21 protein-coding genes are annotated in these 22,096 nt (G+C 48.1%); 12 read left to right on the forward strand and 9 right to left on the reverse strand.

Translation table 11 applies throughout. The annotated features are described in order from the left end of the window. Positions 1–335: 335 nt before the first annotated feature. The gene (gene map, locus ACXAGX_RS11685) at positions 336–1,106 is read right to left on the reverse strand and encodes a type I methionyl aminopeptidase (RefSeq protein WP_474838490.1); all 771 of its coding nucleotides are present in this window, start codon (positions 1,104–1,106) and stop codon (positions 336–338) included. Further along, entirely contained in the window at positions 1,099–1,305 is a 207-nt protein-coding gene (locus ACXAGX_RS11690; RefSeq protein WP_070125995.1) for a ParD-like family protein, read from the reverse strand. Before ACXAGX_RS11690 ends, map begins: the two co-directional genes overlap by 8 nt. Before the next feature lie 219 nt (positions 1,306–1,524). Here ACXAGX_RS11690 and ACXAGX_RS11695 point away from each other — a divergent pair, with 219 nt between their 5' ends. The 4 genes from ACXAGX_RS11695 to ACXAGX_RS11710 all read left to right on the forward strand — a co-directional run bounded on the left by ACXAGX_RS11695 (position 1,525) and on the right by ACXAGX_RS11710 (position 4,975). After that, positions 1,525–2,622 (forward strand): MBL fold metallo-hydrolase, encoded by a 1,098-nt coding sequence (locus ACXAGX_RS11695; RefSeq protein ID WP_474838492.1) that lies wholly within the window; start codon positions 1,525–1,527, stop codon positions 2,620–2,622. A 139-nt stretch (positions 2,623–2,761) separates the two neighbouring features. Then, positions 2,762–3,541 (forward strand): glycosyltransferase family 2 protein, encoded by a 780-nt coding sequence (locus tag ACXAGX_RS11700; protein WP_474823957.1) that lies wholly within the window; start codon positions 2,762–2,764, stop codon positions 3,539–3,541. A gap of 93 nt (positions 3,542–3,634) precedes the next feature. After that, entirely contained in the window at positions 3,635–3,997 is a 363-nt protein-coding gene (locus ACXAGX_RS11705) for a RidA family protein (RefSeq protein ID WP_474838494.1), read from the forward strand. 171 nt (positions 3,998–4,168) lie between these two features. Next, the gene (locus ACXAGX_RS11710; RefSeq protein WP_474823961.1) at positions 4,169–4,975 is read left to right on the forward strand and encodes a sensor histidine kinase; all 807 of its coding nucleotides are present in this window, start codon (positions 4,169–4,171) and stop codon (positions 4,973–4,975) included. A 1-nt stretch (position 4,976) separates the two neighbouring features. On the opposite strand, the gene ACXAGX_RS11715 is transcribed toward ACXAGX_RS11710, so the two are convergent. Next, entirely contained in the window at positions 4,977–5,906 is a 930-nt protein-coding gene (locus tag ACXAGX_RS11715) for an AraC family transcriptional regulator (RefSeq protein ID WP_474838496.1), read from the reverse strand. 267 nt (positions 5,907–6,173) lie between these two features. Here ACXAGX_RS11715 and ACXAGX_RS11720 point away from each other — a divergent pair, with 267 nt between their 5' ends. Next, the gene (locus ACXAGX_RS11720) at positions 6,174–7,193 is read left to right on the forward strand and encodes a glycosyltransferase (RefSeq protein WP_474838498.1); all 1,020 of its coding nucleotides are present in this window, start codon (positions 6,174–6,176) and stop codon (positions 7,191–7,193) included. Positions 7,194–7,258: 65 nt separating this feature from the next. On the opposite strand, the gene glf is transcribed toward ACXAGX_RS11720, so the two are convergent. Together glf and ACXAGX_RS11730 are read right to left on the reverse strand one after the other, a co-directional pair. Further along, on the reverse strand, positions 7,259–8,377 hold the full coding sequence (gene glf, locus ACXAGX_RS11725) for a UDP-galactopyranose mutase (protein WP_474838500.1): 1,119 nt from the start codon (positions 8,375–8,377) through the stop codon (positions 7,259–7,261). A gap of 100 nt (positions 8,378–8,477) precedes the next feature. Then, positions 8,478–8,783, reverse strand: a complete 306-nt coding sequence (locus tag ACXAGX_RS11730) for a c-type cytochrome (RefSeq protein WP_474838501.1) — start codon at positions 8,781–8,783, stop codon at positions 8,478–8,480. 698 nt (positions 8,784–9,481) lie between these two features. On the opposite strand from ACXAGX_RS11730, the gene ACXAGX_RS11735 reads away from it, so the two are divergent. The 7 genes from ACXAGX_RS11735 to ACXAGX_RS11765 all read left to right on the forward strand — a co-directional run bounded on the left by ACXAGX_RS11735 (position 9,482) and on the right by ACXAGX_RS11765 (position 16,298). Beyond that, positions 9,482–11,731, forward strand: a complete 2,250-nt coding sequence (locus ACXAGX_RS11735; RefSeq protein ID WP_474838503.1) for a TonB-dependent receptor — start codon at positions 9,482–9,484, stop codon at positions 11,729–11,731. A 77-nt stretch (positions 11,732–11,808) separates the two neighbouring features. Beyond that, positions 11,809–12,927: an amine dehydrogenase large subunit gene (locus tag ACXAGX_RS11740; RefSeq protein WP_474823975.1), complete on the forward strand. Its 1,119-nt coding sequence runs from the start codon at positions 11,809–11,811 to the stop codon at positions 12,925–12,927. A 9-nt stretch (positions 12,928–12,936) separates the two neighbouring features. Next, on the forward strand, positions 12,937–13,473 hold the full coding sequence (locus ACXAGX_RS11745) for a MauE/DoxX family redox-associated membrane protein (protein ID WP_474823977.1): 537 nt from the start codon (positions 12,937–12,939) through the stop codon (positions 13,471–13,473). 13 nt (positions 13,474–13,486) lie between these two features. Continuing rightward, positions 13,487–14,092 (forward strand): thioredoxin-like domain-containing protein, encoded by a 606-nt coding sequence (locus ACXAGX_RS11750; protein ID WP_070126006.1) that lies wholly within the window; start codon positions 13,487–13,489, stop codon positions 14,090–14,092. A gap of 17 nt (positions 14,093–14,109) precedes the next feature. After that, positions 14,110–14,658 (forward strand): methylamine dehydrogenase light chain, encoded by a 549-nt coding sequence (locus tag ACXAGX_RS11755; protein ID WP_070126007.1) that lies wholly within the window; start codon positions 14,110–14,112, stop codon positions 14,656–14,658. 60 nt (positions 14,659–14,718) lie between these two features. After that, positions 14,719–15,219, forward strand: a complete 501-nt coding sequence (locus ACXAGX_RS11760; RefSeq protein WP_474838505.1) for a c-type cytochrome — start codon at positions 14,719–14,721, stop codon at positions 15,217–15,219. A gap of 68 nt (positions 15,220–15,287) precedes the next feature. Next, positions 15,288–16,298 (forward strand): LysR family transcriptional regulator, encoded by a 1,011-nt coding sequence (locus ACXAGX_RS11765; RefSeq protein WP_474838507.1) that lies wholly within the window; start codon positions 15,288–15,290, stop codon positions 16,296–16,298. Positions 16,299–16,393: 95 nt separating this feature from the next. Here ACXAGX_RS11765 and ACXAGX_RS11770 read toward each other — a convergent pair whose 3' ends face one another. The 4 genes from ACXAGX_RS11770 to ACXAGX_RS11785 all read right to left on the reverse strand — a co-directional run bounded on the left by ACXAGX_RS11770 (position 16,394) and on the right by ACXAGX_RS11785 (position 22,095). After that, positions 16,394–17,866, reverse strand: coding sequence for an agmatinase family protein (locus tag ACXAGX_RS11770; RefSeq protein WP_474838509.1), 1,473 nt, complete (start codon positions 17,864–17,866; stop codon positions 16,394–16,396). Continuing rightward, positions 17,856–19,370 carry an agmatinase family protein gene (locus ACXAGX_RS11775; protein WP_474823987.1) on the reverse strand — a complete coding sequence of 505 codons (1,515 nt, stop codon included), beginning with the start codon at positions 19,368–19,370 and terminating at the stop codon, positions 17,856–17,858. Before ACXAGX_RS11775 ends, ACXAGX_RS11770 begins: the two co-directional genes overlap by 11 nt. A gap of 194 nt (positions 19,371–19,564) precedes the next feature. Continuing rightward, entirely contained in the window at positions 19,565–21,046 is a 1,482-nt protein-coding gene (locus ACXAGX_RS11780; RefSeq protein WP_474823989.1) for an agmatinase family protein, read from the reverse strand. A gap of 41 nt (positions 21,047–21,087) precedes the next feature. Further along, positions 21,088–22,095 (reverse strand): HupE/UreJ family protein, encoded by a 1,008-nt coding sequence (locus ACXAGX_RS11785; protein ID WP_474823991.1) that lies wholly within the window; start codon positions 22,093–22,095, stop codon positions 21,088–21,090. Between the last annotated feature and the right edge of the window lies 1 nt (position 22,096).

Genomic DNA, 22,096 nt, shown 5'->3' on the forward strand with positions numbered 1-22,096 from the left:
CAAGCAATCACTTCCCATCAAAGTTAACTTTTAGTTAACAACAAATCAAGTGGCTTGACCAATTTTATTTAATTTTTTTCAAATTTGGCTGAAAATAGGTGTTAAGTCGACATTTGGGGCAGTTTATTTGCAAATATAAGGCGAGATAGGAAAATAGGCCTTACCAAAATCGCAATATGAAGGAAGTATGATAGGAAATGTTGTGGTCCTGATAATGTTTTCAGATACGCACAAAGACGACAGCAAAAACCCGCTGTATAAGCGCCGTGAAGGTTTGACGTTCTGATTTTTGGTGTGTAGATATTGAAAAGGCAGCGAACGCTGCCTTTTTTGTTTTAGTGCTCTTCATCCCGCAACGTAAGCACTTCAAATCCGGTTTCAGTCACCAGAATGGTGTGCTCCCATTGTGCTGAGAGTTTTTTGTCGCGGGTCACCACTGTCCAGCCATCTTTCTTCTGCTTGGTTTTATAGCTGCCCTGGTTAATCATCGGCTCTATGGTAAATGTCATGCCTGGCACTAAATGCATGCCAGTGCCCTTGCGGCCATAATGCACAACTTGCGGTTCTTCATGCATTTCGCGGCCAATACCGTGTCCGCAGTAATCCCGCACCACACTGAAGCCTTCTTTTTCTACATGCGACTGAATGGCATGACCAATATCACCCAGTGTCGCGCCTGGCTTTACGGTTTCGATGCCTTTCCACATGGCTTCGTAAGTCGTATCTACCAGCTTTTTCGCAGTGGGTGTTACTTTGCCGATGCAATACATTTTGCTGCTGTCGGCAATAAAGCCATTTTTCTCAAGCGTGATATCCACATTCACGATATCCCCTTCCCGCAACTTCTTCGCAACTGACGGCACGCCGTGACATACCACTTCGTTTACCGATGAATTAAGCACATATTCATAGCCGTACTGCCCTTTGCTGGCCGGTCTTGCCTGCAAGGTATCAGTGATGAATGCATCGACGAAATCATTCACTTCCATGGTGGTCATGCCGGCCTGAATTTCTTTGTCCAGCGCATGAAATACACTGGCCAGTAACCGACCAGATTCGCGCATCAGTTCGATTTCCTGAGCATTTTTTATCGATACATTACTCATGAACCAGTCTCACTGTTGATACGTTTTGCTGACGTTTTTCCTGTTCCAGAATTTGCTCATAGGTGAGCGTGGGGTTTTGCTCTGCAAGTCTCCCGATTTTCATCCAGAACTCAGCCTGTGAATTGATAGAACGCTCCATCACCACACTATTCTTACGCACTTCTTCGTGCAATTGTTCGGAGATTTTAACAATGCCCATGAATACACCAATAGAATATGATTTGCTACATATTGCTACACACTATTGAAAGAGTCAAAAAAGTCCTGAGTGCTATTCGCAAAAAGAAGCTATTGCTTTGAGGGCTGTCAGAGCGGCATAGTTGCAGCTCGAATGCATAAAGGGCCATATTTGCCGCAGATTCCTGCTTACGCTTTTCCTATAATGCGCAGTGAATAATTGAGATGTTGGAGTATTGAATTGGGCGTATTCAAAAAGTTTCTGTTCTGGTCGTTGACCATAATCATTCTGCTCGTAATCAGCGGCTTCGTATTTGTGAAGTTTTCACCTGTGTTTGGCGGTGCGCCAGACGAACAAACGAAATCGCGGATGCTGGCCTCTGACAACTTCAAGAACGACAGTTTCGTTAATCGTCATCCTGTTTCCGATGATCCTGACAGTCCGAAGCCGCCAATGATCGACTGGTTGAAATCGGTACTTTTTCCGCCTCAGGGCAAGCATCCTGACAGCCCACTGCCAACTAAAACGCCGAACTACGTTCATCAAAGTGAGCCCACTTTTACCTGGTATGGCCATTCCACTGTTTTAATTGATACTGGCAAACTGCGACTTCTCACTGACCCCGTTTTCTATCGTGCATCTCCCGTATGGCCGGTGGGCAGCCCTTATGCCTTTGATCACTCTTTTACCATTGAATCGATGCCAAATATCGACGCAGTGTTAATCTCCCACGACCATTACGACCATCTCGATGCGAAAGCCATCGCTGAATTAGATGAAAAAGTGGGTCATTTCTATGTGCCACTTGGCGTTCGCGCTCACCTTTTGCGTTGGGGCATTTCTGACGAGAAAATCACTGAGCTGGACTGGTTTGAAGAAGCTGACTTTGGCGGTAACACGCTCGTATTTACGCCGTCGAAGCATTTTAGTGGCCGTAAACCGGGTGTGCGCAATGATACCTTATGGGGCTCGTGGGTAATTAACACGCCAGAACTAAAGGCATTTTTTAGCGGTGATGGCGGTTACAACCCTGACTTTAAAATGATTGGTGAGGAATATGGGCCTTTCGATATCGCCTTCATGGAAGATGGCGCTTACAGCCCATACTGGCCTGAAATCCATATGTTGCCAGAAGAATCTGTACAGGCTGCACTCGACGTAAAAGCAAGAAATGTCATGCCGATTCACTGGGGAAAATTCGACTTGGCCTTCCACAATTGGAACGAACCTGTGATTCGTTTCAGACAAGCAGCATCGAGTACCGATCTTAACGTCGCTACGCCCTACATTGGGCAAACCTTTAAATTGGATTACCCAATAGGCGAGACGTGGTGGTAGTGTTCAGGCTCCTATTTTCGATAATATATTGCGATAAACTGCAGTAATATTCAGGTAATATGCAACGTGATTGACCGTTGTGGTCGACCATGAATATGTCATGTTCTATCTGACCTGATCGAAAAGGAAAAGCCAAAGAATGCGCACTCGTAAAATTTCGTGTTTTGTAATTTGCTGTAATGAAGAAGACAGAATTGGTGCGTGTTTAGAGTCTTTGGCCGGCTGGGCCGATCAACTCATTGTGGTTGACTCTGGTAGTAAGGATAAAACGGTAGAAATAGCCCGACAATACACAGATGAAGTGCATCAGACTGACTGGCCCGGGTTTGGCCCGCAACGCAATCGCGCGCTAGCTTGGTGTAAATACGATTGGGTAATGACGGTAGATGCAGATGAAGTACTCACCCCAGAGCTAAAAGACGAAATAAATAAGGTGCTTTCAGAACCAGATTTAGATGCAAACTTCATCAAAATGCCCTGGCACACCTACTTTTTCGGGCGCTTATTGAAACACGGCCGCTACTCAGCCCCTCAAGGCAAACTCTTTCATAAAGAAGGAGCTCATTTTAAACATCGTCAAGTTCACGAAACCATCGTGCTTCCTTATGTTAAAACTCGCAACCTGAAGTCCCCCATACTTCACTACAGCTGGCGTAGCTTTCGTCATTGTCAGGAAAAGCATGTTCAATATGCGAGTTTAGGTGCGGAGGACAAATTTCAGCGCGGAAAAAAGTCGGGGCTCGCTTACGCTGTCCTGAGGTTTTTTACAGATTTCATTCAACAATTTTTCCTACGTGGTGGATTTCTTGATGGCTGGCGCGGATTTCTTATGGCGATAGTTCTCGGGCAATATGCATTTAATAAATATGCGACATTGGCGACACTGGTTGCTGAGAAAAAGGCCGCGAATAACAAATAATACGGCTTAAGTGCGTAATGTTAGGTCTGGTCTTGAATAGAATGAGCGAACTATTCATGGCAGAATGGGTTTTTTATGAAACAGAAAAAAGCTATGAAAATCCACAGAATTAATCCCACCCGTCGCTGGTCTGAAGTAACAGTATTCAACGGCATTGCGAACTTTGTTGAAGTACCGGAAGACGAAAAAGCAGAAACCATAGAAGACCAGGTAAAGGCTGTATTTGAACAAGCCGAAGCCATGCTAGCGATGGTAGGTAGCGATAAGTCACGCATTCTCACCGTTACAATTTACATTACTGATTTTGCCAATGTAGACCGACTTAACGCAGTGTGGGATGCCTGGTTTGACGAAGGTACAGCACCGAGCCGAGCTTGCGTAAAAGTAGAGCTAGCCGACCCAACATGGCTCGTGGAAATGGCATTTACTACTGCAGCTGGCGAAGACTACCTTTAAGTTATTTGCATTCTAAATTTGGCGAAGGATAACCGCTTTATGCTTCGCCAAAAGTCTATCATCAATATTTTGCCAAAGTTGTTACTTACCGCTACGCTGTTATCTGAATAGTAATACAGTCCCGATAGCCTGTTTGCTGCTGCTTGGGGTTGTTTAAAGAGCAGACGTTGCATGAAAAAACAAATCCCTACCACGCCTGAGATTTCCGATCAGGAAAAGCAATTTGAAGCAGAAAAAATGGATGCTGTGGGCGGCCTGGTGGCCGGTGTTTCCCACGAAATCAATACGCCATTGGGTGTTAACATTGCCAACTGTACGTTGTTGATGGAGTTGCTTGCAGAACTGAAAGAGGATTTCGATGGCGGCGAACTCGACGCCGAGAAGTTTGCAGACTTTCTGACGACCTCTCAGGACATCACCAGCAGTATGCTAAAAAACATGCAGCGCGCCTCTAAGCTCCTCACAAGCTTCAAGAAAGTTGCTGTTAAAAAGTCTGAAGAAGCCAGTCTGCTTGAAAAAACCAATGTTTCAGAACTGGTTACGGAATTCATTGCGTCTTACGAGCACCATTCTCAAGACAAGTCACTGACCTTTATTCCCAGATTTCCGCCAAACATTATTGTTTCGACTTACCCAGCGGTAATTACTCAAATCCTTACGGCATTAACGTCCAACGTAATGATCCATGCCGCTGGCCCTAATCACGAGCATTGCACAATCACCATCACTATTGCCCCTGCGGGTGACGGTTACCAATTTACGTTTTCAGATGACGGAGTCGGTATTTCCGAGGAAGAACTGAAAAAGGTATTCGAGCCTTTCTATACCACGAAGCGAGGCAGTGGCAATGCGGGCTTGGGATTAAGTGTGGTGTTCAACCTGATCAAGGTAACACTGGCCAGTAACGTTTATAACGAGAGCAAGCCCGAAGAAGGTTTTACCATTTCCTTCAAACTGCATAATCTTATGGAAGAATAAATTAACTGGCCTGTACCTGGCCCTCAATGAGTCGCCATTGTTCCTCAACGTCTCGTTTTGGTGAATTCCCAAAGAAGCGTGAATACTCTCTAGAGAATTGCGACGGACTTTCGTATCCCACCCGATAAGCCGCATTTGATGCGTCGATTTGCTCACCGACCATCAAACGCCGCGCCTCCATTAACTTCAGACTTTTCTGGTATTGCAACGGGCTCATTGATGTCATTTCACGAAAATGATGATGGAAAGTCGATTTGCTCATTTGTGCCCGTTCAGCCAACTCCTCAACAGCGTAAGACTCGCTGAAGTTCGCCTTCAACCACTCAATCACTTTTGCGATGCGCAATCCGTGACTGCCAGCAGATACAATGTTTTTTAACCTAACACCCTGATCGCTGTTCAGTACGCGCCAGAAGATTTCCTTTTTAATAAGCGGCGTCAGTATGGGCGCAGATGCTTCGTCATCGAGCAGTTTAATGAGCCTAAAACAGGCATCCAAAAGGTCTGGCGTGGTAACGCCCATTCCCATACCACTTGAAGGCGCTTTCGGCTTCTTAATATCGATGGGCATTCGCATAAGTAATTCGCTGAGTACGGCAAAATCTAATTTAAGAACGAAGCCAAGATAAGGCACGGCATTTTCTGCCTGCTTAATCTGCACTCTTGCAGGTAAATCTAGGGAGGTAACCAGAAAGTTATAGCGGTCGAAATGAAAAGATTTGTCTGACAGTGCCATCATTTTCTGGCCCTGCACCACCACAGCGATGCTTGGTTCAGCAACACAAGTGGTGCATTGTGTTGGAGAATTTTGGCGATAAAACATCAGTCCGGGAATGGAGGTCTCCAGATTAAAAGTACTGCCAACGTGGTGCTTTATTCGCTCGGCAATATTTTCTGAAACTACGTCAATCGCATCTTTATGGTTTGTCATTGGCGTCATTCTCCACTCGCTGCCTTGTTTTATAGTACCGCTAAACACGAGCTAATGGTTACATACATACTCTGGAAAACTTGCCTAATAGTCCGAGAAAATCGACTTTTCGCAGCTCTATCTAATCGTATGCCCCCGCTGTAGTGCTTCACTTGCCATGCCATATTGAGCAGTCAGAACATTTTGCTAATGTGCGAAAACCATATTGCTGGTATCCTGCTAAAGATAACAACAGCGACGCCAGCGCACTAAAATACGGTATTTTTCATGTTCTTTATTTCTAGAAATTACAAAGCTCAGGCTTCTGCAGCCGGTAAAGCAAAAATCGACTGTGAAAAGGTCATGGAGCAATCTGGCTTCAAAAATCTCGGCTTGGAGAGAACCACTACTCCTAGTTCATTTAAAGGTTTTTTCCTCACTTTGGCCGGCGTCATAATCGGATTACTAAGATTGCCCACGGGCAGTACGCTCGTGCTGCAATATCCCACAAAGAAATACTACAATCTTATGCTCAGCGTAGCCCGGCTGAAGAAGTGTAAAGTTATTACTATCATTCATGACTTACGCTCTCACCGTAAGCAAAAGATGGATATCTCAAACGAGATGTCTTTGCTGAATAAAAACGATGTCATCATTTCTCATAATGTAAAAATGAGCGCATGGTTACGAGAAAACGGACTAACGTGTAAGCTGGTCGAGTTGGAAATCTTCGATTATTTTAACGACTCAGAGAAGACCGAAAATACGCCTTCCACTCCTGGCTACAACATCATTTTTGCCGGTCAGCTTGATCAGCGAAAAAATGGCTTTCTTTATGCCATCGATACTCTTACAGATATTTCTTTTGGTTTTAATCTTTATGGTCCCGGCTTTGACGGCTCTGCGTTACCCCAAAGCACGGTAGTAGATTACAAAGGCGTATTTCCGGCCACTGAGATTGTCAGTCGCATTGAGGGCGAATTCGGCCTGGTATGGGACGGGATTTCGCTAGAAGAATGTGCCGGTAGTTTCGGGGAATATCTGAAAATAAACAATCCGCACAAGACATCTATGTACCTGCGTGCAGGTATCCCGGTCATTATTTGGGATCAGGCAGCCATGGCAAAATATGTACTAGATAATAACGCTGGTCTAGCTGTTGCTTCGCTGGCAGACATTAACGCAGCGCTCGCCAAATTGTCTGACAAAGATTATGCGACAATGAAGGTGAACGCCGAAGCAATAGCTGAAAAAGTGGGGGGTGGCTTTTATCTGAAAACGGCTTTAGAAAAAGCCATCACGTTATAACAATCTTTGATTCATCTAATAATTAAGCTGCCCGGCACCAATGCGATTGGGCGCCGGGCTTTTTGTTAGGCTAACAACTCTGATTTCACCAACTTAAGACATGCTTCAATCGTGTCGTCCATGTCGTAGTATTTATAATCTGCTAAACGCCCACCAAAAATGTATTTATCACTGTATTCCTTTTCATTCGCCAAGGCCCGGTATTGCTCCAACAGGGCATTGTTGGTCTCGTCGTTGATTGGATAATACGGCTCATTGTCTTTGCTAAATTCGTGAGGGTATTCGCGAGTTACCACGGTTTTTTCCTGGGTACCAAACTCGAAATGCTTGTGCTCAAGAATACGGGTATAAGGCACGTCTTTCTCGGTATAATTTACCACTGCATTACCCTGGAAATTGTCTTCGTCGAGTATTTCTGTTTCGAAATGCAGACTGCGATACTCAAGCTTACCAAAGCGACAATCAAAGAATTCGTCGATTTTACCGGTATATAAAACTTTATCCGCCAATGCGTCCAATTCGGCTTTGTCGGCAAAGTAATTAATGCCAGTCTTGATCTCAATACCTTCCAGCAACTTGTCCGTCAAAGCGTTGTATCCGCCATCGGGAATACCCTGATACAAATCGTTGAAATAGTTGTTATCGAAAGTAAATCTAAATGGTAAACGCTTAATGATGAACGCAGGAATTTGAGTCGCAGGACGGCCCCATTGTTTCTCGGTATACCCCTTGATTAAGGTTTCGTATATGTCTGGTCCGCCCAAATATAACGCCTGCTCTTCCAGGTTCTGAGGTTCGCTATCCAGGTATGGTGCTCGCTGCTCATCAATTTTCGCCTTGGCTTCAGCGGGGGTATTTACACCCCACAACTGATTAAATGTATTCATATTGAAAGGCAGGTTATAGAGTTTGCCTTTGTAATTGGCGATTGGAGAATTAGTATATCGATTAAACGTGACAAACTGATTCACGTAATCCCATACCTCTTTATTACTGGTATGGAAGATATGAGCACCATACTTGTGCACATTGATGCCTTCTATCTGCTCACAATAGATATTTCCACCGATATGGTCCCGCTTATCTATCACTAAAACCCGCTTTCCTGCCTGGGTGGCTTCACGGGCAAATACAGCGCCAAAGAGTCCGGCGCCTACAATCAGATAGTCGTATTTTTTCTGCATCAGATGTCGTTGTATAAAAGAGTTTGCCGAATAATAGCAAAATCCTTGTGACAATGAATGATGATTATGAAACTGCCCGACTCTCGCTGGTTTAGCTTCTTTACTGCTGGGAAGACATCATATAATCAATCGCTGCCTGCAAGTCCTCATCGCTGCAGGTCATACAAAGCCCTCGCGGTGGCATTTGGTTGATACCTGAAATCGCATTTTTGAGTAACACGTCCATGCCTTTCTCTTTTCTCTCATTCCATTGTTCCTGATTGTGCACCAACGGGGCGTTGGAAATGCCCGCAGCGTGACACATAACACAAGCCTGATTATAAACCTCGGCCCCCTTGTCATCGCTCTCGGCCTTAGCGAACGAACCAAACATCAATAAACTCAATATTGTTAAGCTGCGTATCATCGTCGATTTGATCCTTTATTATGTAATGGGGCGTAATGATTTGTGGTGATAATCCCGCTTGAATATTGGAAAATTACACATATTTATTCAGCAGCAATATACGTCAATCGACGAACACATCTTTTAAAAATACATTTAATCAATAAAAATCAACAATCTAGTTAAATTTAAAATTTCATCCCCCTTGCATTCATGATCATAAGCATTCGACTTTAGTCTAATTTAAACTCATTAAAATATCACATAAATACCCAGTCAATTATTCATAGAGTAAATATTACTTTCACCTTTTATATTCATATTTTTTGCTAGTCGCCCTCATTTTCACTCCTTTCATCGCGATATTTACACAATAAAAACACTGGAATAACACACCATTTCAGTTTTCTGCATTCATAAATAGCCGCGTAGGGCATTCTTTCATTTTCAAAAAATGGGGGGTATTTGACGTACATAGTTTTTTACTTGTCCGGCCATAGGGGAATGATTCTTCACAGTTTCCTTTCGGATTGTCATGGTAATCATGTCTGTCTCACGAGGAGTATGTGGTTTGTGATACGGCAAGTTCGGTCTGCAGGGAAATAAGAAGAACACGAATTGTCCTGGCAATGCGAATCAATAGACTCAAGAAGTTATCTAGTACGGTAAACGACTACTGCAGGCATACCTTTACACAAAAAATTGAAACAGGTATTGCCATGAAAGAAAGCACATCAGCATTTTTGAAACAAAAACAAAAGCTCAAACTGGTTACTGCGATAGGCCTCGCACTAGCCGCCATGCAGTCAAACGCCGAAGAAGCCGACGCTGCTGGTGTACCCGACGATAGCGACATCGAGCAAATCAGTGTTATCGGCGCCAAAACAACCCGCACGACGGCAGCGATTACCAACGAGTATATCGAAGCACAAGCACCGGGGATTGCGCCACAAAACTTATTGAAAGACTTACCCGGCGTTACCGTTCAAACGTCTGATCCATACGGCATGTACGAGCTCATTAACACCATTTCCATTCGCGGTTTTAACGCTGGACAGTTAGGTGTGACGGTAGATGGTGTGCCGCTGGAATCCGTCAACAACAGCGAAGGCGGCACCATTATGCGTTATGTGCTGAGTGAAAACTTAGCGGGCGTAGAAGTGTCTCCAGGTTCGGGTGATGTAAGTCAGCCAACGCAACATGCGCTGGGTGGTGCTATTCGGTATTTCAGTAGCGATCCTGAAGATGAAGTCGGCGGAAAAGCCTCATTTACCGTGGGCTCTTACAATTTCCAACGCAGCTTTATCCGTGTGGATACCGGCGAACTATGGGATGGCGGTCCAACGGCCTATATCTCTGGCGCACGCTTGCGTTCCAACACCTTCGAAATTGATAACGCCACGCTGTCTAACGATCACGTTGAAGCGAAGATTAAACAAAGCTGGGACGACAATAGCCTGACTTTCCGCATGACCTGGGACAATCGCGACGACCACGATTACATGGAATACGACATCGACGGCAATCCTGCAGCCTGGTGGACCATTCTCGATGGCCTTACCGGCGACCCGGAAATCGACTGGATGTATTACGAGTATTGGCGTAATGGCCGCCGTACCTGGCTTTACAACCTGGAAGGGAATTTCTGGCTCACCGAAAACTTCAATCTGAAAGTTACACCTTATTACGAGAAGAAGCACGGCTACGCCTGGTTCTCGGTAACCCCGGCTAACGCCCAGTCATTGTACGACAGCGCCATTGCCGGCGGTCGCACTGATATCGAATATGAACCGAACGGCATCATGGCCCAGCGAAATGGCCAGCGTCCTGGCGAACGCTACGGTACAACGGTAAATGCGGTGTGGGATATCTCTGCCACCAATACACTCGCCTTCGGTGGCTGGTATGAAGACTACGATTACGACCCGAATTTGCCGCTGCAAAACTCCAGTTTGGTCGACGGCACCATCACTAATGAAATCATTGGCTGGAGCTACGATCGTCATTTCTCCACGCAAACGGCGAACTTTTACATCAAAGACACCCTGCGTTTCTTAAACGACGACCTCACGGTGGAAGTGGGCGCTAAAGCACTCACCGTAGACCGTCACTTTGAGGGCATCGCGAACCTGACTGACTACAACTCCAACACCTACCGTGATTTTGACGTGAAAAATGAGGATTTGTTTCAGCCACAGGCCGGTGTGAGCTACTTCGTTACACCTGATACGCAGGTATTCGCCAACTATGCAGAAAACTATGCCGGCGCGCCCAGTGCAGCATTAGTTTCCACCGTGTTTAACCCGGATATCTCACCTGAACAATCTACCAATATTGATATTGGTGTGCGCACCAGCGGCGAGAAATGGAGTGGATACCTCGCGCTGTACAGCATTGATTATCAGGATCGCATTGTGTCTATCGCGTCGCGGAATATTCAAACCATTTCCGGCTCGGCGTACACCAACGTAGGTGACATGGAAACGTACGGTGCGGAGTTATCAGGTGAATATCGCCCTGATAACCAATGGAAGTTTACCGCGTCGCTTTCTTACAACAGCTCCAAGTATAAAAACGACTATTTCACTTACGACGCCGATACCGACACCGATGTGCTGATCCCGGTTGAAGGCAAATACATTTTCGACCAACCGAAAGTGAGCGGCAGTCTGGTAGCTGCATGGAAGGGTGATAACTACTTTTTCAACATGGATGTGAAATACACCGGCAGTCGCTGGGCCAACGCCATTAATACCGAAGAAACCGATGCCTACACGCTAGTAAACGGCTCTGTAGGCTGGGTAGGCGACGATACCGGTAAGTTCGCCAACATGCGCTTCCAGTTAGCTTTTTACAACCTATTGGATGAGGACTACCTGTCGGCCATCAGTACCAGCGAAACCGACAGTGGCTCATACAAAATGGGAACACCACGAACGCTATACGGCAGCGTTGAATACACATTTTGATAACCCGTTATTTCAGGCAGTTAAAACAGGAACATAGCGCAGATTTGCTGCGCGCCCTTCATAAAAAGAGGAACACTATGAAACTACGCAAGCTCATCACGGTTTGTTCGGCACTTTCTGCCGCGGCTATCGTGCATTCAGCCAGTGCCGAACTGGCTATTGAGAAAGTCGGCAAAGTCGAAAAGCTCCCTGACACCCCGCACATCATTGTGTCGGAGTGGGAACGCTCTCATGTGATCAACCCTGAAGATTTCACTCATCAGGGCACCATTTCAGAAGCGACGCAGAAAGTGATGTCGCTGGATAAAAAAACGCTCTACACCACCCGCACTTACTACGATAAAGGTCGTGAGGGTGCCAAGCACGACAACATCCGCTTTTGGGACTTAGAAACTCTAGAGCCCACTTTGGAAGTGCCTATTACCGACAAACTTGCCATGACCGGCATGCAAATCCCCTTCATGCAAGGTTCAGCAAAGCAGAAGTGGCTGTTCATGCAAAACGCGACACCGGCCACCTCGGTCACCGTGTTTGATGTGAAAGCCAAAGAACAGGCTGCAGAAGTGCCTCTACCGGGTTGCTGGGGCGTGTATCCGGTGATGAAAGACGAAGACCGCTTTGCGGCTCTGTGTGGTGACGGCCGTATTTCCACGGTTACCGTGAAAGACTCTGGCGAATACGACTCCACCAAGCGTAGCGACGTGATTTTCGATGTGGATCAAGACCCACTGTTTGTCTTTGCTGAGCGTGATGGCGACACCCTGTTCTTCGTTTCCTTCAACGGCAATTTCTACACCATCGATATCAGCGGCGACCGCGCCGTACTGAAAAGCAAAAAGCAAATCGTTCCTGAAGGTGAGCCAGGCAACTATAAGCCCAGCGGCTATCAGCTAATGAGCAAAATACCAGGCACCAGCTACCTGTATATCCTGATGCAGGAAGAAGCCTGGGACGGCTCGCACATCGAACCGGCTACCGAAGCTTGGGTATACGACTACAAAGCCAACAAGATAGTGTCGCGCAGCACCATTTCCGACGGCATCTCTGTGCAGTACTACTCGGGAGATGGCAAGTATTTGTTCCTGGGTACCAAGTCTCACGGTCTGGTGCGCTATTTCGTTGATCCTAACGCTGCCTATACCCTGCGTCGCGACAAGTTCATGAAGATGGACCGTCCGTCAGCGTTTGTGCTGTAGGGAGTGCTTATGGATTCCGGAATTGCCATGTTATCCGCCATCAGTGCCGGTCTTATCGCACTGATCTTTGCTAAAGCAGCGGTAGGCAAGCTGCTCAACTTTTTCGAAACACAGGGCATCATTCGGGACTACCGTTTGTTACCTGAAGCCACTGTGCCTGCGGTTACCGTGCTGGTGATCATTGCTGAACTGGCCATTACCGTTTCACTGCTGGTCCCGTCGCTGCGAAGCGCAGGCGCATTAGGCGCTATGGCAATGTTGCTGGCCTATGCTGCATCAATCGGTATCAACCTCAAACGCGGTCGGGTTTCTATCGACTGTGGCTGTGGCGGTACCGGTCAGGGTATTACGCCGTGGCATTTACTGCGCAACGGCGTGTATGCCGCTATTGCCGCAACAGCGGCATTGTTGCCGGTTGAACAAATCAGCGGTTTTGCCCCTGCGGCCACCTGCGTGCTGAGCATCGTCATGCTGTGGTGCGGCATCATGCTATTCGAACAACTTCTCAAAATTAAAGCCCACATCGTGGTATCAAAGTTACGTTAATAAGGAAAATATTATGGAAGCAATTGACATTATTGTTGGTGTTCTCTTCGTTGTGGTGCTGGCACTGGTTGTTGCCGTGTGGGCGCTGGCCCGTCAAACCGGCATTCTGTTTGAACGTGTAGCGCCATTAGGAGCACTGGTTACCGATAGCGGTCCCGCTGTTGGCCAGCCTGCTCCGCAATTCGATATTCAGTCATTAAGTGGCACTGGCGCGGTAAGTGTAGGTGGTCAGCAGTCGCACAGCACCTTGCTGTTCTTCCTATCACCTACCTGCCCGGTATGTAAGAAGCTTATTCCGCTACTGAACAAAATTCAGAACGACGAGCGTACCTGGCTGAACGTGGTATTGGCCAGCGACGGCAAGGCAGAAGAGCACGCGAAGTTTATTGAGTCGCACAAGCTGTCTGCGTTCCCTTACCTACTGTCTACTGAGTTGGGCCTGGCATTCCGCGTTAGCCGTCTGCCGTTCGCGGTGCTAATTGGTGAAAACGGCAACGTACTGGCGAAAGGTCTGGTAAACAACCGTGAACAAATCGAAAGCCTGTTCAACGCCAAGGAAATGGGTGTTGCATCGGTACAAACTTATATTGAGCAGGCGGAAACTTCTGCCCACGCATAACCCCGAAGGAGACAATAATGATAGAAATTTTATCTAAACTTAAAGACAAGTTAGATAGCGTGGCTGAACGTTCCGTCCGTCGCCAGGCTACTAATTCTGGTCGCCGAAGCTTTCTGGCTAAAGCCGGCCAAGCCATGGTAGGCATGGCGGTAGTGCCCATGTTGCCCTACGACCGTTTTGGCGAAGCGGCTGCTGCAGAATTCGAACAAAAAGGTGACAGCGCATTTAGCGCCGACGATCAGCAGTGCGACTATTGGCGCTACTGTGCATTGTCGGGCACCTTATGTACTTGCTGCGGCGGTTCAGTAACCGACTGCCCTCCTGGCAGCGACATCTCAAAAGTGTCGTGGATTGGTACCTGTGAAAACCCAGACGACGAAAAGTCTTACCTCATCAGCTATAACGACTGTTGCGGCAAGATGTCTTGTAATGGCTGTCGTTGCAGTAATCACGAGCGTGAGCGTCCGGGATACCGTCTTGGTCTGCACAATGGCATTAACTGGTGTATGGCGAACAATAAAAACGCCTATCACTGTACTGTTGCTGCCATTGTCGGTACTGCGTAAATTTTAATACGTAATTTCTAAAACTAAGCCGGCTTCGGCCGGCTTTATCGGAGGGTAATAATGAAACCAATAACGCTGAAAATTTTCAGTCGCGCCCTGCTCCCGGCAGCCTTGCTGCTTAGTGCTCCAACTTTTGCTAACGGCAATCTTTCCTCTATTCACGGCATTGCCGATGACGCACCAGTAGCCAACAAATACGCGCTGTTTTGTGGCGGTTGCCATGGCCTTGATGGCAAGGGAGAAATTGAAGCCGATGTACCAATGATGCCACCTAGAATTGGGGCGTTTTTGTATGACGAAGAAGGTGCCTGGTACATGGTGAATGTAGGCGGTGTCATGAGCGCGGGAATTAGCGATCAGGATGCAGCAGATATTATGAACTATGTAATTACGTCATTTGGCGCGGAAAGTGTCCCTAATTCAACTTATAGGTTCACCGCCGAACAGGTTGCTAAACTACGGGAAAATCCCCCTGAAGATCTCGTAAAACTGCGCCGTGATATCAGCAAGAGACTGGAAAAAAGAGGGATAGCACTGCCCGACCATTACCCGTGGAATTAGTGGTTTTTTACGGAGGCTAAACACTGTCAGGACGCACAACGGTGTACCGGTAAAATGGAGAATCACTGATGAACTTCAAGCAACTTCAATATTTTGTTGCCACCGCTAAACACGGAAGCATTACCGCAGCAGCCAGAGAACTCGATGTTGCTCAGCCCAGCATAAGCCAGCAACTCGCGAACTTAGAGTACGAATTAAAAAACGCGCTGTTTGAGCGTAATTACAAAGGCGTGCAGCTAACCGAAAGTGGGCAGCTGTTTTACACCCATGCCACCGAACTCCTTAACCGGATGATTCACGCTAAAGCGGTTATTACTGATTTAGCCAAATACCCCAGCGGCACGGTTTCCCTTGGACTTACCCAAGCGATTGGTAACGTGCTCGCTATTCCGCTTATCGAAAGTATTTGCGAGTCTTTCCCCGACATTAAAGTTCAGATCACCACGCTGCCCTCTAAAATTCTCAATAAAGCCCTGGCCGACAAAGAAATCGACATTGCGCTGAGCTATAAAGAAGAAATGCCAACAGCGAATATTCTGAGTAAGCCGCTACTGCGGGAAGATTTATATCTTGCGGTGGGTACAAAAGGGAAATGCAACACCTACCGGCAGCTCCTATCCCTCGATGCTCTGACCTTTGATGCACTGTGTAATCTGGAAATCATGACACCGGGCCACAAAGAGTCGCTATACGATGTGCTAAAAAGCATGGAAGACAAGCACAGCAAGAAGTTAAAACTGCTGCCCGGATTTGGTCAACTTTCTACCGCCCTACGTGTGATTACTGATGGCAAGGGACTTATGATTGTGCCTTCCTCAGCCGCCTATCACTTAGCCGAGCATGGACTGGTTAAGTTAGTGCCACTACGAGATGAAGAGCTCAAGCGCGAAGTGAACATAAACACCCACGTAGATAAAACCATTACCAAAGCGATGAGCCTGGTGATTGATAAAGTGGTTTCGCTTTCCCGTGAAGCCAACGTCAGCGGCGCATGGACCGGCGACTTTATCTATCGCAACTCTGAAACTGAGCTTTGCCAGTCGAAAAGCAATGTAAATTATCTCGCAGCCTGTAAATAAACAAAGCCCATCATTTCTGACGGGCTTTAACAGGGAGACACAATAGAGAAGAGGCGTCAGCCTCTTCTTTTTTGCTTCAGATTGCAGACGTGCAGTTAACCACCGTGTGACAGGGCCATTGGGTCGACATAGTTTGTTTTGTTTATGCCTTCCTTACGCATGGCCACGCCGGTGAGACACGCATGCATGATTTGATTCGCACTCAGTGCGGAGTTGTAGGTGAGGTCGAGATACGGCGCCATACCCAGTAGTTCGAAACCCGCCACATCGGTTTCCGCACAGGCCCTGCGTACGGTAGTCATGGCCTGGCGAACGGAAATGCCTCCCGCCACCGGCTGTCCCGCGCCGCTTACTTGCGATGGATCGACAACGCTCATATCAAAGGAAATAAAGGTTTTCCCTTTACCCGCTTTCAGCTCGCTTAATGCCGCTTCCATCACCGGCTCCCAGCCTTTGCTGTCGACTTCGGCCATGGTGTGATATTTCACTTTCTGCTCACGTAACCAGGTCAGCGCTTCTTTATCCTGCGATGCTCCGCGTAATCCAAGCTGTACCAACTGACTGCCAGGCAAAATATCCTGCTCAATCAAATTAGACACACTCTGCATATCAGAATAATAATGGTCGAGGCCACGCTCGCCACGGTAATGAGCATCGAGATGCAGCACCGTTACGCTCTCTTCAGGGTAACTTGCCGTTACCGCCTTTACGCTGGGATACATTAGCGAATGGTCGCCACCAACGATAAACGGAATTGTGCCCGCCGCTATCATGTCGGAAAGCTGTTCTTCAACGTGTTCAACGTTCAGTTCCGGGCTCATATTGTCTACTGAAATATTGCCGTAGTCGGCAATGTTCAGTACCAGCGACGGATCAACACCGCCGGTCACGTTATAGCCGGAAAGTCCGTACATGCCGCGCATGATGGTGGGTGCGTTTTTCGAGTCACGCCAGCCAGAGCTTAGCGCTAGCGGTACGCCGACGAAAGCGACTTCCACATTCCCGGCTTCTAAATCAGCCCGGCGAATCGCCACCGGCGCATCAGCGAAGGTTGGGATCCCGCCTTTTTCGTCAAGATAACGGTCGAGACTGAACGGGCCTGGTTCACGCTTGTATTTATCGAAAAGTGCAGGCTGCAACACAGTGCGACCATTGTAGCCACCCGCATCGGGGTTTAGCGGCACAATACCGGTGTCTGCCATAATCGACATGGGCTCGTGAATACCGTTTTCATCGGTATCGCTGGTTGGCTGCGTAATTGAAGAATAACTACGCTGAGCCAGGGTGGCCATCATGGCCGCAACCAGCTTTTTAGCCTCTTCCGGCGACTTCTCGGCAAGCTTCACCTGCATTTTGTCAGGAGTGAGACCAAAAACCGCCAAACTTCGCGCATCAGCAATGAACGCTTTTTCTGTTTGATTAAAAAGTTCGGTGTGCGCGTTTATGGTCACTTCCGGCATTTCTGCTGCCGGTTTCGCCGTAGACTCACAGCCACCTAGGGTTAGGCCAACGACAACTGCGCTGCTTATCAAGCCCAAACGGCCAGAAACGGTGATCTTATTTTTCATCTTTGCTGTCTCCGTAGTAGTCGGTCTGACCGTGTTCAGAAGACAGGTCACTGATAAAGCCCTTCTGCTTAATACCCTTCTTGTGCATGGCTACACCGGTGAGGCAGGCAAACATGATGCTGTTAGCGTTTAATGTACTTACGTAGCTGGCATCCAACGCAGGGGCTAGTTCAACGATGTCGAAACCCACCAGATTACTTTCAGCACACAAACGGCGCACAATAGGAATGGCTTCACGCATGGTGAGGCCGCCAGAAACCGGTGTGCCGGTGCCCGACTGGAAACCGGGATCGAGCACATCTACGTCGAACGACACATACAAATACTCGGTATTGGTAGACGCTTCTTCAACCACACGCTCCATTACTGCATCCCAGCCACGGCGCTCAACTTCCGCCATTGAATGATAATGCATACCAATTTCTTTTTCCCACTCGTAGTAGCTTTTGCTGTAGTGCGCACGTAAGCCCACCTGAATGTAATCTTCGGGGCGAACGTGGGCTTCTTTCATCAGCCGATAGATAGGCTGACCGTGGTCAAGCAAGTGCACCCGGCCGCGACCGGTGTCTAAGTGCGCATCGAAATGCACCACGCCCACTTTGCCTTTGCCGTAAACGTCGGCCATGGCGGCTACGTTAGGGTATTCGAGGGAGTGATCGCCCCCGACAATGAACGGAATGGTGCCGGTTTCCGCCACTTCGCGAACCATGCTGCGTACTTCCTGCATGCTACGTTCCGTGCTTAATTGATCGATAGCGACGTCACCGTAATCCACGATATTCAATACTGCGCCAGGGTTTACCATGGTAGATACATCGGTACCGCCAAGTCCACGGCCATTCATACGCATGGCCAGTGGGCCATGAATGGCATCACGCCAACCCGACCCCATGTCTAATGGCGCACCCAGAATGGCCACATCCACTTCCCCTGCTTTTAAATCTTCCGGCGTTTTCGCCACAGGCGCACCAGCAAACGTAGGAATGCCAGAACGACCACCGCCAAGATACCGCCCTAGTGAGATGGGCCCCGGCTCACGTTCAGGATCGAGCTCTGCCGGACGCTTAACGCGCCAGGTATTGTAATTTTCTGCAGAACGATTCATTTCAATTTGGTCGGTGTCGCGACCTTTCTTGTACTGCACCCGGTCGTACACTTCCATCATGGTATCGACATATTGAGTCACTTCAGCCGCAGAGGCTTTACGCAGTAATTCGTACATAATGTCGGGCTTTAGCACGCCAGCACCTTTACCGCTAAGCACAAACTCCCGTTTTGCCTCAGGCAGTTTGTTTAGCATGGCCATAATATCGTCTGGCACCTCTTCGAGAGGCTTAACCGGCATCAGTCCCGGTGTGGCAGAATCAATTCTTGCGTGGACTTGTCCTGGCAGTGAAGGAGGCAGCTTTTCAATGGCCTCCTCGGTATCTGCAGCGGCAAGCGACGTAGAGCAATACAGGGCTGCCAGGGTGGCGGCAACCAGAGGAACAAGTTTCGCTTTCATAATCATTTACGTTATAGGAGCTTACGTTATAAGAAGACGTAGAATGACTATAAAATCCGGGGTGTTGCAGAACAATAAGTCATCTCCCCCGTAAAATGACGTAGTAGAAAAACTGAACAGTGTTTTAACGAAAAAAAACCGCCTGAGCGTAGTGCTTACAGACGGCTTTTGTTGGGGTAGCTAGCTAAGGTTAATTAGCGCTGAGGATAAGCGAAATCCGGGTCGACTTCTTCACGCTTACCGGCTTTTTTGCCTTCGATACCCGCTTGCGGTTGATGGTGCTCGGTAGACAATTCAGACAGATATTTACCGTCGGTGATGCCTTCTTTTCGCATGGCTACACCGGTTAAGCACGCCTGCATAATATAACCGGCGTTCAGCGCAGAACGGTATGTTGGATCGAGTAGCGGGTCTAGCTCTACCAGTTCAAAGCCAACGATATCGTGTTCTGCACACAGTGCACGCACCAATGGAATGGCTTCACGCATGGTTAAACCGCCAGGAACCGGTGTGCCGGTGCCAGGAATAAATGCCGGGTCGATAACATCCACATCAAACGAGATATACAGTTTCTCAGGGCCGTTTCGCGCTTCGGTTAAGGCTTCTTCTACCACCGCATCCCAGCCTTTCTTCTCGACTTCGGCCATGGTGTGATAGCGCATGCCGTTGTTACGCATCCATTCAAACCCTTCCGGGCTTGGCCAAGGGCCGCGCAGTCCCACCTGAATATAGTTTTCCGGATTAACGTGCCCTTCTTTCACAATGCGATAAACCGGTTGCCCGTGAGTCATCCAGTGCACGCTGCCTTTACCCGCATCATAATGGGAGTCAAAGTGAATCACACCAAAGCTCTCTTTGCCGTGCACATCGGCTAATGCGGCAACATCCGGGTATTCCAGCGAGTGGTCACCGCCGACAATGAACGGAATGGTGCCGGTTTCAGCAATTTCTCGCACCCGCTCGCGTACGTGCTGAATAGAGATTTCGGTACTCATGTTATCGATGGCAATGTCGCCGTAGTCGGCAATGCTCAGCACTTTGCTAGGGTCGACCAACGTGGCCATATCAATGCCACCACGGTAACGACCGGAACGGATAGCCTGTGGCCCGAAACGCTGACCACGATAGTAAGAGCCCATGTCCAGCGGCGCGCCAACAATGGCCACATCCACTTTACCGGCGATTAAGTCGTCAGGATAAATCGCCACCGGTGCGCCCACAAAGGTTTGCACGCCGGGTTGCTGACGACCAGCTGTGGCGTAGCGAGAAAGATAGAACGGGCCCGGCTCGCGCTCGGGGTTTAAGCTTTTCGGCCGCTCCACTTTCCATGAATTAAACATTTCAGATTCCGTATTCAGTGGAATCGAGGCCATGTCTTTCTCTGGATTAAACAAGCTGTCGCTGCGTACCCGGTTCATGCCCGCGATGTAAGCTGCAATCTCTTCTTTCGACTTTTCCTTCATGGAGTCGAAGAAACGCTCACGGGTGCCCAATAACATTTCCACCATGGGCGTGTGTAGTACGGCAAGATCGTCTTCCGACATGCCTTTTACTTTTTCCTGGAACCAGGCCGGTAACGGCTGAGTTTCCGCGGCTTTGTTCTCTTCTGCGGCGTGCAATGGCAGGTTGTTTAATAGACAGGCTAATAGCAGCAGTCCCAATCTTTTCTTCGCCATGGTCTTTATTCCTCTAAATTTTTATTATTGCGGCGTCTGACTTAAAGCAGTCCGCCACCAAATCCGTTAATCCGTTCAATCACCCAGAACATGCCCAGGGTGCCGACAAATGCCAGCGCGCTGTAGCGCACCGGTCTGTCCGCTTTGGTATCTTTTAATAACTGGCCGACGAGATACACTAAGCCAATAAATACCACCTGCCCGACTTCCACACCCACGTTGAAGAACAACAAGGCTAAGCCCACTTCATTCTGCGGCACACCCAGTTCAGACAATGCGCTGGCAAAGCCTAAGCCATGGATCAGCCCGAACAGAATGACCACACCAATGCTGGCTGTCATCGCCACCTTTTGTTGGTCGCCCATACGCATAATGGCTTCCCGGGCCATGAGCGAAATTGACAGGGCAATCAGTACTTCAATGGGCGCGATTGGAACCTGCAACACCTGAAAATAAGACAGCGCCAGTGTAAGCGAATGCCCTACCGTAAAGGTGCTGATAAGCCCCAATAATCGATAACCACTGGCCAGCAGACACAAGCACAGTACAAACGCCAGATGATCCCAGCCAAACCAGATATGCAGCATGCCTTGCCACAGGTAACGCTTTATTGTTTCCTCTGCGCTTAACGTAAGCGGCCCAGCCTTCACCATGGGAATTTCCATGGTGTTTAGAGAACGTTTCAGCGTGGTAGCAAACTGATCATCTCGGGTATTTACCTGCAGTTTGCCGCCATCGAGATACCAGGGCGTTATGATCACCGCATCGTCGGCCAGTGGCCCTGAGCAGGCAATATCGTAGGTAAATAAGGTATTTGTACCAAAGCGTTGCTGGTTGATACCTTCAACCTGACAGTTCTCGGGTACTTCAAGAATATCGGTTACCGCCACAGAAGTAGGTAGCTGAGCAGTGAAGCGATAGCCATCACCGTGTTCATCATCGGTAAGACGAAACTCTGCAGCGTTGAACACATCTGCCGTAGCGGAACCCGCCAACAGCATCAGTAATGAAAAGATAAGCGCAGAGCAAAGTGAGAATATTCTGCTCACG

The organism is Alteromonas sp. ABV4_515, from assembly GCF_056160345.1.